The following is a 12550-nucleotide window of genomic DNA, read 5'->3' as shown; positions in this document are numbered from 1 at the left end:
ATGACCATGACCGCACCTGTGTTCGAGATCACCAAGGCCGCCACCTTCGACGCGGCGCACCACTTTCCCGACGAGCCCGACGGCAGCCCCTATCGCCGCATGCACGGCCATTCCTTCCAGGTGGAGGTGTCGGTCCGGGGCGAGCGGCTGGACGCCAACGGCTGGGTCGCGGACCTGGGCCGGCTGGACCGCGAGCTGCGGGCTGCGGCGGCCGAGCTGGACCACGGCCTGCTGAACGATCATCCGGGGCTGGAGCTGCCGACGCTGGAGAACCTGTGCCTGTGGTTCGTCGAACGGCTGAAGGGCGACTGGCCGGGCCTGTCGCGCGTCGTCGTCTCCCGCCCGACCATCCACGAGCGGTGCACCCTGACCCTCTGACCCTGCCGCCGGGCCGAAAAAAAGCCCGGCGCGACGGCCGGGCTGAGAATCAGTTGGTGATGGTGGGTGTCCTCGAAGAAGACAGCCTGTGAGTGCCCGATCATGGTTAACGAGTGGTGAAGAGAGCGGTCGTGCCCATCATTCCCGTCACCGATCCGGCCGATCCACGCATCGCCGACTATCTGGATATCCGCGAGCGTGACCTGGTCGGGCGGCGCGGGCGGGTGGTGATCGAGGGGCGGGTGGTGCTGGAGACGCTGCTGTCGCCGGCGTCCCGCGCCCGGCCGCTGTCGGCCCTGATCGCCGCGCACCGGATCGAGGCCTTGGGCGACGTGCTGGCGCGGATGCCGGACGCCGCGCCGGTGTTCGCGGCCGAGCAGGCGGTGATGGACGCCGTGGTCGGCTTCCCCATCCATCGCGGCATCCTGGCCATGGCCGACAGGCCCGCCGACCTGGCGCCCGGAGACTTGCTGGCCGGGGCGGGCGAGGACGCGGTGGTGGTGGTCGCGGCGGGGGTGTCGAACCACGACAACCTGGGCGGCATCCTGCGCAACGCCGCCGCCTTCGGAGCGCATGGCGTCCTGCTGGACAACCTCTGCTCGGACCCCTTCTATCGCAAGGCGGTCAGGGTCTCGGTCGGGGCCGCGCTCAGGCTGCCGCTGTCGACCGGCAGGCCGATCAACGAAATTCTGGACGCGCTGGAGGCCGCCCGGTTCGAGCTATTGGCGCTCAGCCCCGGCGGCGAGACGCCCATCCACGCGCTGCGGCCCGGCGGCCGCCGCGCCCTGATCCTGGGCGCCGAGGGGCCGGGCCTGTCGGCCGAGGTGCTGGCCCGCTGCCGCACCGTCGCCATCCCCATGCACGGCGGCTTCGACAGCCTCAACGTCGCCACCGCCGGCGCCGTGGCCCTCAGCCGGCTGCGGGCGGGGTAGCAGCGCCGGCTGCGCCGTCGCGCCCCTCCGTCACGGCTGCGCCGCGCCACCTCCCCATCCGCTTAGCGCACGGGGAGGAGGGTTACTGTTCCTTGGCCGCGCCCTCGACCAGGGGGACGAAGCGGACCTCGATCAGGCTCTCGCGGCGGAAGCTGCCGTCCTCTTCCGCCGTGTAGCGGTTCAGCATCTGGACCGAGGTCTTGCCGACCGGGGCGACCAGAACGCCACCGGGCTTGAGCTGGCGCAACAGGTCGGTGGGCTCGCCGGGGGCGGCGGCGGTGACCATGATGCGGTCGAAGGGCGCCTGTTCCGGCCAGCCCAGGCCGCCGTCCCCATGTCTCGTGATGACATTGTCGATCCTGAGCGTCTTCAGCTTGCCCTCGGCCTCCTTGAGCAGGCTCTTGTAGCGCTCGACCGAATAGACGTAGCGGGCCAGGCGGCTCAGCACCGCGCACTGGTAGCCCGAGCCGGTGCCGATCTCGAGCACCCGGTGGCGAGGCTTTACATCCAGGGCCTGGGTCATCAGGCCGACGATATAGGGCTGGCTGATGGTCTGGGCGCAGTCGATGGGCAGGGCCTGGTCCTCCCAGGCCTGGTCCAGGAACCGCTCGTGCACGAACACCGCCCGGTCGATCGACTCCATCGCCTTGAGCACGCGCGGATCGGTCACCCCCTGCTGGCGCAGGGAGAGGATCAGCCGGGCCTGACGATCGGCGTTGGTCACCGGCGGCTCACAGCTCCTTGGGCGGGGCGCCGCCCAGGACGCGCTTCAGGTCGTTGACGCTGGGCATGTGGGTCAGGTCGATGTGCAGCGGGGTGACCGAGATGCGGCCCTGCTCGATGGCGCGCAGGTCGGTGCCCTCGGCATGCTCCTGGGCCTTGCCGCGAAAGCTCATCCAGTAATAGGGCCGGCCGCGCAGATCGTCGCGGCGCACGGCGTGCAGCTCGCCCACGTCGCGGAAGCCCTGACGCGTCACCTCGACCTGATCCACGGCCTCCGGCGGACGGTTGGGGAAGTTGATGTTCATCACCACGCCGGGGGCCCATTTCTGCTCCAGCAGGCGCGAGATGATCGGCGGGCCGAACTGTTCGGACGTCTCCCAGTGGGCGACCACCTCGTCGTGGAACCGCTCCAGGCTCTGGCTCAGCGCGATGGAGCGGATGCCGAAGGCCATGCCCTGAAGCGCACCGGCCACCGTTCCGGAATAGCTGACGTCCTCGCCGACGTTGTGGCCGCGATTGACGCCCGACAGCACCAGATCGGGCCTGTGGTCGGCCATGATGTCGTTGACCGCCAGGATGACGCAGTCGGTCGGCGTGCCGGTGACGGCGAACCGCTTGTCGTCCAGCTGATTGATGCGCAGCGGCTCGGTCAGGGTCAGGCCCCGGCCCTTGCCCGACTGCTCGACCTGAGGCGCGCAGATCCAGACGTCGTCCGACAGGGTGCGGGCTATGCGTTCGAGCGACGCCAGACCCTCGGCCTCGACGCCGTCGTCGTTGGTGAGGAGGATGCGCATCAGGCGTCCTTCTCCCCTCGGGGGAGAAGGTGGCTGGCGAAGCCAGACGGATGAGGGGGCTGGCGGAGGCAGGGTCGGTCGAGGGCGATGTGCGCGGATAGAGCCCCCTCATCCGAGGCGCTCCGCGCCCCACCTTCTCCCCCGAGGGGAGAAGGGTTCGATGCTTCAACCCACATGCGTCAGGCCCCCCATGTACGGCTTCAGCGCCTCGGGTACGGCGATCAGCCCGCCCTCGTCCTGATAGTTTTCCATGATGGCCACCAGCGTCCGTCCGACGGCGAGGCCGGAGCCGTTCAGGGTGTGGACGTATTCGGTCTTCTTCTCGCCCGCGCGCTTGAAGCGCGCGTCCATGCGGCGGGCCTGGAAGTCGCCGCAGTTGGAGCAGGAGCTGATCTCGCGGAAGGTGCCCTGGCTGGGCAGCCAGACCTCCAGGTCGAAGGTCTTTCGCGCCGAAAAGCCCATGTCGCCCTTGCACAGGAGCATGCGGCGGAACGGCAGGTCCAGCGCCTTCAGCACCGCCTCGGCGCAGCCGGTCATGCGTTCGTGCTCGGCTTCGGAATCTTCGGGCCGGGTGATGGAGACCAGCTCGACCTTGGAGAACTGGTGCTGGCGGATCAGGCCGCGCGTATCCCGCCCCGCCGACCCGGCCTCGGCCCGAAAACAGGGGGTCAGGGCGGTGTAGCGGATCGGCTGGGCGAGGTCGTCGTCCGACAGGATGGTCTCGCGCACGAGGTTGGTCAGGGAGACCTCGGCGGTGGGGATGAGATAGCGAGAGCTCGCTTTGACAAGCGCCTCATTGTTGCGGAGCGTTTCGAATGCCTCTTCAAAGCGTCTGCGCACAAAGATCGCGGCCTGCCCCTTCGTCTGGATGGCCGTCTCATAGTCGGGATGCCAATCACCGCAGACTGCGTCGAACACGGCGTCCGAGCCGACGAGTGTGTCCCAGATCCAGCGATCGATTTCGGAGGTCTTGAACAAATCCTCCTCAAACTTCGGCAATTGCCCCGTGCCGAACATCGCCTCGTCGCGGACCAGATAGGGCGGGGCCACTTCCTGATAGCCGTGCTCGGCGGTCTGCATGTCCAGCATGAACTGGCCGATGGCGCGTTCCAGCCGGGCCAGGCCGCCCTTGAGCACGGCGAAACGGGCGCCGGACATCTTGGCCGCCGCCTCGAAGTCGAGCAGGCCCAGGGCCTCGCCCAGGTCGGCGTGATCCTTGGCCGGGCCCGTCTTGCGGGGTTCGCCCCAGGCCGAGACCTCGACATTGCCGTCTTCGTCCGCGCCGTCCGGCACGTCGTCGGCGGCCAGGTTCTTGAGACCGGCCAGCAGGTCGCGCAGCTCGCGCCCCTTGGCCTCCTCCTCGGCCGAGGCGGCGTCGATCACGGCCTTCAGCTCGGCGACCTCGGCCTTCAGCCGGTCGGCCTCGGCCATGTCCTTCCTGCTCATGGCGGCGCCGATGGCCTTGGAGGCGGCGTTGCGGGCCGCCAGCGCCTCCTGCCCCCGCGTCTGGGCGGCGCGGAGGGCCTGGTCCAGCTCCAGGATACGGTCGACGGTCGCCCGGGCGTCCTCCACCCCACGCGCGGACCAGCCGGCGACATAGGCGTCGGGATTGTCGCGGATGGCCTTGATGTCATGCATGGGAAACGAGTCGGTCGGCGGGGGAGGGAAGGGCTTGGCCTTAACCCCGTCCGGCGCGGGGGGGAAGGGCGCCCGCCGGCCGTCGCGGCGATCCCGCCGGTTTCAGGCGACCGCGGGCCGTCGCAACGCCTCGCGCACCCGATGGCGGCTGATGGCGGCCCTGGCCACCGGCTCGCGGCCGACCATCCAGGCGCGGGTCATCACCACCAGGAACAGGCTCCACGGCAGGCTCTGGTGCCGCATCACCACGCTCTCGGACAGGCTCAGGATGATGAACACCATCAGGATGGCCAGCCCATAGGCGCCCTCGGCCCGGCCGCGCCCGAACAGGCCCAGAACGGCGCTGACCGTCACAACCGCCACGATCAGCCCGACGAAGATGGTCGCCGGCCAGCCGACCTGGACCAGCAGGTCCAGCCAGCCGTTGTGGGCCGACGGCACCGGCCAGCCGGTCTGCAGCCGGATGAAGTCCGCGGGCTTGGAATCCACCTCCCAGAAGGCGCTGTAGCCGTAGCCCGTCCACGGTCGCTGGGAGACGTAGGACATCACCGCGTCCCAGATGTCGGTGCGGCCGGTCAGGCTGGGGTCCTTGCCCAGCGCGGTCAGGATCGCCGCCGGTTCCTGGGTCAGGATGATCAGCAGCAAAGCCGAGGACACCACGGCGATCCAGATCGCCGCCACCCCCACCGCCGCGCCGCCCCGCGTCATGACCCAGACGCCCCCGACCACGCCCAGGCCGGCCACCAGGCACAGCAGCGAGGTCTTGGACTGGGTCGCGACCACCAGCAGGGTGCACAGCGCCAGGGTGATCCACGCCCGGCGTCGTCGCTCGGGCCAGCTGGCCAGCACCGCCGCCGCCGCCACGGCGCCCGAGACCATGACCAGGCCCATCTGGTTCTTCTCGTACCAGATGCCGCGCCACAGCCCGTCATTGACCCCGTGGTGCACCCCCATGGTGGGATAGGCGAAGACGGCGATCAGGCTGCACACCGCCATCACCAGACTGGCGTCCATCAGAATGCCGGGCAGGCGTCGGCCCGGATAGCCGATGGCCAGATAGATGGCGAACAGCGACGACAGGGCGAAGGCGATGACCCGCCGCTGGGTCACCTCCGGATCGATCGACCACCATTTCGAGGCGAAGGCGATCAGGATCATGATCCCGATGGCCAACAGCGCGGGCCAGGCCCGGGGCAGACGCCGGATGCGCCACAGCAGCAGACCCAGCGTCATCGCATAGACCGGCAACCAGAACAGCCGCAGCATCGGCGTCTCGTCCGGCGGATCGGGCGCGAACAGCGGCCCGATCAGGGCGCCCGACAGCATGAACAGGATGAAGACGGTCGCCGCCTGCTCCCACCACGCGGGGGCATCGCCGTCTGTGATCGAGCTGTGATGCGCCAAGCCGGCCTCCTTCCCGCGGGAATGCAAGGAAGGGGCCGGTGGCGATGTCAGGCTGAGGCTCAGGCCTTGGCCGTCGCGGGGGCCGCGACAGACGCGGGCTTGTCGGCCCCGGCGGGGGTGGGCTTGTCGGCGGGTTTGTCGGCGACCGGCTGGGGCTGATAGCGCTCGACCGGTGCGGTCTTGGCCTTGGAACAGCGGCCCTGGAACCAGGCGCCCTGATCGATCTGCAGGGTTTCCTGGGTGATGTCGCCGTCGACGTGGGCGCTGGCGTACAGCTTGACCGTCTTGCCGGCGACCGAGCCTGACACACGGCCGCGCACCTCGACCGTTTCGGCGGACACAGAGCCCTCGACCGCGCCGGTCTCGCCGATAATCAGGCGGTTGACCTTCACGTCGCCCTTGAGATTGCCGTCGATCTGCAGATCGCCGCCGCCGGTTATGTTGCCTTCATAGTTCACGCCGCCCGACAGGGTGGACAGGTTGGTCGAGCGCGGCGCCTGGCGCTGGGGCTCGGGGCGCGGGTCCGGGCGGGCGTCGGCGCGGGGCTCGGGCCGATCCTCGGGGGCCGGCGGGATGCCCAGACCACCGGACGGGCCGGTCGAGGGCCGCGGGTCGCCGTAGCCGTCGGGCTTCTTGTTGAACATGGTCAGGCCTTTCGTCTGTCACGGCGTTTGCCGTTTGCCGTCTTTCGCCCCCGCCCCCAGGCAGTGCGGCGATCAGTTAGGCCCGGCGTGGCCGATCACGCAAGCGCCGGCTGCGACCGGGAGTCCGCGAGCGCGGGGTCACAGGCCTCGCGCCGCCTCCAGCACCTCGGCGGCATGCCCCTTGACCTTCACCCCGCGCCAGACGCGCCGGACCACGCCCGCGCCGTCGATCAGGAAGGTGGCGCGCGCCACGCCCATGTAGGTCCGGCCATAGAGTTTCTTCTCGATCCAGGTCCCATAGGCCTCGCACACCTGGCCGTCCTCGTCGGAGGCCAGGATGACCGTCAGGTCGTGCTTGGCCTTGAACCGGTCCAGCTTTTTGACCGCATCGCGCGACACCCCGACCAGCACCGCGCCCGCCCTGGCGAAATCGTCCGCCAGAGCGGTGAAGTCCTGGTTCTCGGTGGTGCAGCCCGGCGTGTCGGCCTTGGGATAGAAGAACAGCACCACCGCCTTGCCGGCGAGATCGGCCAGCGACACGCGCCCCCCGCCGTCGGTGGGCAGGTCGAAGGGCGGGGCAGGGTGATTTTCGGTCGGCTGGGTCATGTCGTTTCCTGTCACCCCACCTGCCCCCGGTGTCTCAGCATCGCGTCGGCCAGGACGCAGGCGGCCATGGCCTCGACCACCGGCACGGCGCGCAGGGCGACGCAGGGGTCGTGGCGGCCCTTTGTGAGGATCTCCATCTCCTCGCCGTCGCGGGTGATCGTCCGGCGAGGGGTCAGGATGGAAGAGGTGGGCTTGAAGGCGACGCGGGCGGTGACCGGTTGGCCCGTCGAAATGCCGCCCAGCACGCCGCCGGCGTGGTTCGACAGGAAGACGGGCTGGCCATCCTCGCCCAGCCGCATCTCGTCGGCGTTGGCCTCGCCCGACAGCTCGGCCGCGTCGAAGCCGGCGCCGATCTCCACCCCCTTGGCGGCGTTGATCGACATCAGGGCGGCGGCCAGCTCGGCATCCAGCTTGCCATAGACCGGCGCGCCCCAGCCGACGGGGACGCCGGTGACCTCCAGCGCCACCACGGCCCCGATGGACGATCCGGCCTTCCTGACCGCGTCCAGATAGGCCTCCCATGCGGGCACGACATCGGCCGAGGCGGCGAACAGGGCGTTGTCGTCCACGACGTCGAAATCCAAGGCGTCCGGCGCGATCCGGTGCGGCCCGATCTGGACGATCCCGGCCCGAATGCGCACCGCCTCGCCCAGCACCTTGCGCGCCACCGCGCCTGCCGCGACGCGACAGGCGGTCTCGCGCGCCGACGAGCGGCCGCCGCCGCGGTGATCCCTGACCCCGTACTTGGCTTGATAGACATAGTCGGCGTGGCCTGGCCGGTAGGCGCGCGCGATCTCGCCATAGTCCTTGGATCGCGCGTCCTCGTTCTGAATCTCCAGCGCGATGGGCGTGCCCGTCGTCACCGGTCCGGCCCCATCGTCGAACACGCCGGACAGGATGCGCACGGTGTCGCTCTCGCGCCTCTGGGTGACGAAGCGGCTGCCGCCGGGTTTCCTGCGATCGAGCCACGGCTGGATGTCAGCCTCGGTCAGGGCGATCCCCGGCGGACAGCCGTCGACCACGCAGCCGATCGCCGGCCCGTGGCTCTCGCCCCAGGTCGTCACGCGAAACAGATGGCCGAAGCTGTTGTGCGACATCGCCCCTCTAGTGGCCGACGATGGTCCGGCTGGCTAGGGGGTCACGCCGCCAGGGGCGCGGCCCAGTCGGCCTCGAACCGGTCCAGCATGGCTTCGGCGGGGGTGGGTTCGGCGGCCGAGGGGATCAGGCGGATCACCAGCCGGCCGGCCGGCCGCCCGTTCAGCGACGGCAGGCCGAGGTCGGTCAGCACGTAGCGCAGCGGGGCCGGCCTGATCCGCGCCAGCCACAGGTCGCGCGGCCCGGCGTGGGTCTCGACGGTGAAGCGACCGCCCTCGGCCAGCTTGCGCGGATGGATCGGGACGTCCTGACAGAGATCGGCCCCCTCGACCCTCAGGGCCTCGGCCGTCGCGAGGTGGACCGTGGCCAGCACGACTTCGCCGCCCTTCAGCATCAGCCTCAACCGATCTCCCTCGCGCACCCCGGCCGGAACCCGGGCCTGGCGCGCCCGACCGCCGACACTCAGCGCGGCCAGACCGCCGCGCACGGCGGTGAGGGGGTCGATCTCGATCCTGGCGCGCAAAACGCCGGTGGTCATCGGCGCCGGGCGTCGGATTGGAGCCGCCGGGGCCTTCGGAGTTTCATGCGGTATCTCACCGGCCACCGCCACCGTCTTCAGCAGGCGATAGGCCTCGACGACGGCGCGAAAGCGCTCGGCGTCGCCGCTCGGTCGGTCGGGATGCGCCGCCAGGGCGGCCCTGCGAAAGGCGCCGGTCAGTCCTTCGACATCGACGGGCGCGCCGACGGCTAGCCCCAGGCAGGCGCGGGCGGTGTCGATCGGACCGAGGCGGGGGCGGGGGGCGAACATCGTCGCCACTGTGACGCCTGACATGGTCAAGAGCCGGTTAAGCCTAACGGAGCCCGGCCGAAAAAGACCGCGCCCGCGTCGCGGTTGTTTCCGCGAGACCGGCGCCGTAAGCACCATCTTCCTCCTTCGGGGAGTAGCCGCCGTCCGGCGTTCGGGCGGGCCACGGTCAACATGCTCGCGAGGCGTCTCGACGCCGGACGTGGCCGTGGCGGACACCGCGAAGTCTCTTGCACGGGATGGGGCGGCGTCAGGCGAGACCGACGGACGATGCGCCTCGCTGATCGGCCCGGGGCGCGGAGTCCGTCCGTTCGTCACCGGCCCCGAGCAACCGCTTCCATGACCCCCATCGCCCTGCTGGCCCTCGCGGCCGGACTGTCCGTCGACGCCTTCGCCGCCGCCACCGCCAAGGGCGCGCGCCTGCGTCGCATCACCCTGACCTCGGCCATCGGCATAGGCCTGATGTTCGGGGCGATGGAGGCCCTGACCCCAGTGATCGGCTGGGCGCTGGGCCGTGTGCTTCAGGGTCTCGTTGTCGAGGTCGATCACTGGATCGCCTTCGGTCTGCTGGTCGCGGTCGGCGGTCATATGGCCATCCGCGCCATTCGCGAGCTGCGCGCCCCGCCCGCACCGGAAGCCGACACCGCCGAGCCGGTGGTGAGGCGCGGCTGGGGCGGCATGGCCCTGACGGCCCTGGCCACCAGTATTGACGCGGCGGCTGTCGGGGTCAGCCTGGCCTTCGTGGACGTCAACATCGTGCTGGCGGCGGTGATGATTGGCCTGGTCACGGCGATCATGGCGACGCTCGGGGTGCTGATCGGCAAGACGGCCGGCGAGCGCCTGGGCAGCCGGGCCGAGCTGGCCGGCGGCCTGGTGCTGATCGCCATCGGCGCGATCATCCTGCACAGCCACCTGACGGCGGGACCGCCGCTGCTTTAAGGGTTAGCCATGCGCTCCGACCTGATCCCGCCCAGTCCCACCGCCGAGGACTACGCCGCCCAGCTGGCCGCCAACGCCGATGAGAGCCTCTTTCAGGCGACCGATCCCATCGCCGTCTTCGGCGACTGGCTGGCCGAGGCCCGCGCTTCGGAGCCCAACGACTCCAACGCCATGGCGCTGGCCACGGTGGACAGGGAGGGGATGCCCGATTGCCGCATGGTGCTGCTCAAGGACGTCGGCCCGGACGGCTTCACCTTCTATTCGAACCGCGAGAGCGCCAAGGGTCGTCAGCTGGAGGCCCAGCCCCGGGCCGCCCTGCTGTTCCACTGGAAATCCCTGCGTCGCCAGGTGCGGGTGCGCGGCCGGATCGAGCCGGTCACCGCCGCCGAGGCCGACGCCTATTTCGCCAGTCGGGCCCGCGAAAGCCGCATCGGCGCCTGGGCCTCGGACCAGTCTCGGCCCATCGACAGCCGGGCGGCGCTGCAGGCGCGCGTCGCCGAGGCTGAACAGAGGTTCGACGGGCAGGAGAACCCGCCCCGCCCGGAACGCTGGACCGGCTGGCGCCTGGTCCCCGAGGCGATCGAGTTCTGGCGCGATCGTCCGTTTCGCCTGCACGACCGGCTGAGATTCACCCGCGAGGGCGAAGGCTGGCGTCGTGAGCGGCTCCAGCCCTGATCCGTCTTTCCCGATCCGGCTTCACATGCCCTCCGAAGCCCCGGATGATGGCGGAATGAGCCGATCCCTGATCATCGATTGCGATCCCGGCGTCGACGACGCCGTGGCCCTGTTCCTGGCGCTCGGCGCTCCCGAGCTTGATGTGCTGGCGGTCACCACGGTGGCCGGCAACGTCGGCCTGGACCTGACCACGAGGAACGCCCGGCTGATCGTCGAGCGGGCGGGCAGGGGCGACATCCCCGTCCACGCCGGCTGCGACCGGCCCTTGGTCCGCGCGCCCGTGGAAGCCGGCGAGTTCCACGGCGCGTCGGGCCTGGGCGACTGGGCGGTCGCCGAGCCGGCGAGGCCGCCCGCGCCCGGCCACGCGGTCCAGGCCCTGATCGATCTGGTCATGGCCCGGCCGGAAGGGTCGGTCGATCTCGCCATCCTCGGGCCCATGACCAATGTCGCCCTGGCCATGCGGCTGGAGCCGCGTCTGGCGGGGCGCCTGGGCCGGATCGCGGTCATGGGCGGGGCGCGCTCGGCAGGCGGCAACATCACCGCCTCGGCCGAGTACAACATCTTCGCCGACCCCCACGCCGCCGCCGTGGTGCTGGGGTCGGGGGCCGAGGTGATCGTCTTCGGTCTGGACGTGACTCACGCCGTCCTGGCCACGCCGGAGCGGATCGAGATGATTCGCGCCACCTCGGGCGACGCGGCCGCGGCCACGGCCGATCTGCTCGACTTCTCGGCCCGGATCGAGCGCGCCGCCGTCGGCCGGGCCGGGGCGCCGATGCACGACCCCTGTCCCATCGCCTGGCTGATTCGTCCTGAGTTGTTCGAGCTCCGGCCCGCCCGCATCGCCGTGGAGACGACGTCGCCCCTGACGCTTGGCGCCACGGCCGTCGAGTTCCGGCTGGGGCAGGGCGAGGCGCCGTCGACCCGCTGGGCCGTCGCGGCGGACGCCCAGCGCGTGTTCGACCTTCTGGCGACGTCTCTGGAGCGCCTGCCGTGACCGCGCCGCGCATCACGGTCGTCGGCTCTGTCAATCTCGATTTCGTGGCCAGCGGGCGCATCCTGCCCTCACCGGGCGAAACCGTGACCGGCGCGACCCTGGCCCGCCACCCCGGCGGCAAGGGCGCCAATCAGGCCCTGGCGGCGCGACGGTTGGGGGCGGAGGTGTCTCTGATCGGTCGGGTTGGTGGGGACAGCATGGCCGACGAGGCGCTGGCGCTGCTCCGCGGAGACGGGGTCGATCTCGCGTCATGCCGGGCCGACGGGGGGCATCCGACCGGCGTCGCCCTGATCGCTGTCTCGGCGGAGGGCGAGAACCAGATCGTCGTCTGCCCCGGCGCCAACATGGCCGTCACCCCCGCCGACCTCCCTCCGCGCATCGACGGCGCCCTGATCGCCCAGCTGGAGCTGCCGATCGACACGGTCGCCGCCGGCGCCCAGCGTACCCATGGCCTCGTCGTCCTCAATCTCGCCCCCGCCGCCGAGGTCCCGCAAAGCCTGCTGGACCGTGCCGACGTCATCGTCGTCAATGAGACTGAGGCGGCCTTCTACGGCGAGGCGCTGCGCCGGTCAGGCGGGCTGGTCGCCCTCACGCTGGGCGCGCGCGGCGCGGAGCTGTGGCGGGCCGGCGAGCGGATCGCCGTTGCGACCCCGCCTCGCGTTCAGGTCGTCGACACCACCGGCGCCGGCGACGCCTTTGTCGGCGCCCTGGCCGTGGCCCTGCTGGAGGACCAGCCGCACGATCGGGCCCTCGCCTTCGCCTGCGCCGCCGGCGCGCTGGCCGCGTCGCGCGCCGGCGCCCAGCCTTCGTTGCCCACGCGCGCAGAGCTCGAGGCCGTTCTGACGCGCTCGTGACCTGACCCGGCGAAATGTAAGCGGTTACGGCTCGCCATCCCGGCGTCGCCGCGATATCACCCCCGCTTC

At 70.8% G+C, this 12550-nt stretch carries 14 protein-coding genes; 6 read left to right on the top strand and 8 right to left on the bottom strand.

Features of this window, described 5'->3' with window-relative positions; translation table 11 throughout:
• Positions 1–6: 6 nt before the first annotated feature.
• Positions 7–378, top strand: a complete 372-nt coding sequence (locus EES48_RS06450) for a 6-pyruvoyl trahydropterin synthase family protein (RefSeq protein WP_122465724.1) — start codon at positions 7–9, stop codon at positions 376–378.
• A gap of 131 nt (positions 379–509) precedes the next feature.
• Positions 510–1310, top strand: a complete 801-nt coding sequence (locus EES48_RS06445) for a TrmH family RNA methyltransferase (protein WP_122465544.1) — start codon at positions 510–512, stop codon at positions 1308–1310.
• 82 nt (positions 1311–1392) lie between these two features.
• Here EES48_RS06445 and EES48_RS06440 read toward each other — a convergent pair whose 3' ends face one another.
• The 8 genes from EES48_RS06440 to EES48_RS06405 form a co-directional block, all read right to left on the bottom strand.
• Positions 1393–2034 (bottom strand): protein-L-isoaspartate(D-aspartate) O-methyltransferase, encoded by a 642-nt coding sequence (locus EES48_RS06440; protein ID WP_122465543.1) that lies wholly within the window; start codon positions 2032–2034, stop codon positions 1393–1395.
• 7 nt (positions 2035–2041) lie between these two features.
• Positions 2042–2827: a 5'/3'-nucleotidase SurE gene (gene surE / locus EES48_RS06435; protein ID WP_122465542.1), complete on the bottom strand. Its 786-nt coding sequence runs from the start codon at positions 2825–2827 to the stop codon at positions 2042–2044.
• 165 nt (positions 2828–2992) lie between these two features.
• Positions 2993–4465 carry a serine--tRNA ligase gene (gene serS, locus EES48_RS06430; protein WP_122465541.1) on the bottom strand — a complete coding sequence of 491 codons (1473 nt, stop codon included), beginning with the start codon at positions 4463–4465 and terminating at the stop codon, positions 2993–2995.
• 102 nt (positions 4466–4567) lie between these two features.
• Positions 4568–5869 (bottom strand): O-antigen ligase family protein, encoded by a 1302-nt coding sequence (locus EES48_RS06425; RefSeq protein WP_240623241.1) that lies wholly within the window; start codon positions 5867–5869, stop codon positions 4568–4570.
• Positions 5870–5928: 59 nt separating this feature from the next.
• On the bottom strand, positions 5929–6513 hold the full coding sequence (locus tag EES48_RS06420; protein ID WP_122465540.1) for a bactofilin family protein: 585 nt from the start codon (positions 6511–6513) through the stop codon (positions 5929–5931).
• A 138-nt stretch (positions 6514–6651) separates the two neighbouring features.
• Entirely contained in the window at positions 6652–7119 is a 468-nt protein-coding gene (locus EES48_RS06415; RefSeq protein WP_122465539.1) for a peroxiredoxin, read from the bottom strand.
• Positions 7120–7130: 11 nt separating this feature from the next.
• Complete coding sequence (gene aroC, locus EES48_RS06410; RefSeq protein ID WP_122465538.1) at positions 7131–8216, bottom strand: chorismate synthase; 1086 nt, start codon at positions 8214–8216, stop codon at positions 7131–7133.
• A gap of 41 nt (positions 8217–8257) precedes the next feature.
• Complete coding sequence (locus EES48_RS06405) at positions 8258–9022, bottom strand: J domain-containing protein (RefSeq protein WP_122465537.1); 765 nt, start codon at positions 9020–9022, stop codon at positions 8258–8260.
• A gap of 336 nt (positions 9023–9358) precedes the next feature.
• Here EES48_RS06405 and EES48_RS06400 point away from each other — a divergent pair, with 336 nt between their 5' ends.
• The 4 genes from EES48_RS06400 to EES48_RS06385 are packed head-to-tail and all read left to right on the top strand — an operon-like array spanning position 9359 to position 12481.
• Positions 9359–9958: a manganese efflux pump MntP gene (locus EES48_RS06400; protein WP_122465536.1), complete on the top strand. Its 600-nt coding sequence runs from the start codon at positions 9359–9361 to the stop codon at positions 9956–9958.
• A gap of 9 nt (positions 9959–9967) precedes the next feature.
• On the top strand, positions 9968–10633 hold the full coding sequence (gene pdxH, locus EES48_RS06395) for a pyridoxamine 5'-phosphate oxidase (protein ID WP_122465535.1): 666 nt from the start codon (positions 9968–9970) through the stop codon (positions 10631–10633).
• Between the two features lie 55 nt (positions 10634–10688).
• The gene (locus tag EES48_RS06390; protein ID WP_122465534.1) at positions 10689–11627 is read left to right on the top strand and encodes a nucleoside hydrolase; all 939 of its coding nucleotides are present in this window, start codon (positions 10689–10691) and stop codon (positions 11625–11627) included.
• On the top strand, positions 11624–12481 hold the full coding sequence (locus tag EES48_RS06385) for a ribokinase (protein ID WP_122465533.1): 858 nt from the start codon (positions 11624–11626) through the stop codon (positions 12479–12481). Before EES48_RS06390 ends, EES48_RS06385 begins: the two co-directional genes overlap by 4 nt.
• The last annotated feature ends 69 nt before the right edge of the window (positions 12482–12550 follow it).

Origin of the sequence: Brevundimonas lutea (assembly GCF_003704105.1) — a bacterium.
GTDB classification, from domain to species: domain Bacteria; phylum Pseudomonadota; class Alphaproteobacteria; order Caulobacterales; family Caulobacteraceae; genus Brevundimonas; species Brevundimonas lutea.
This window is presented reverse-complemented; position numbering and strand designations above follow the sequence as displayed.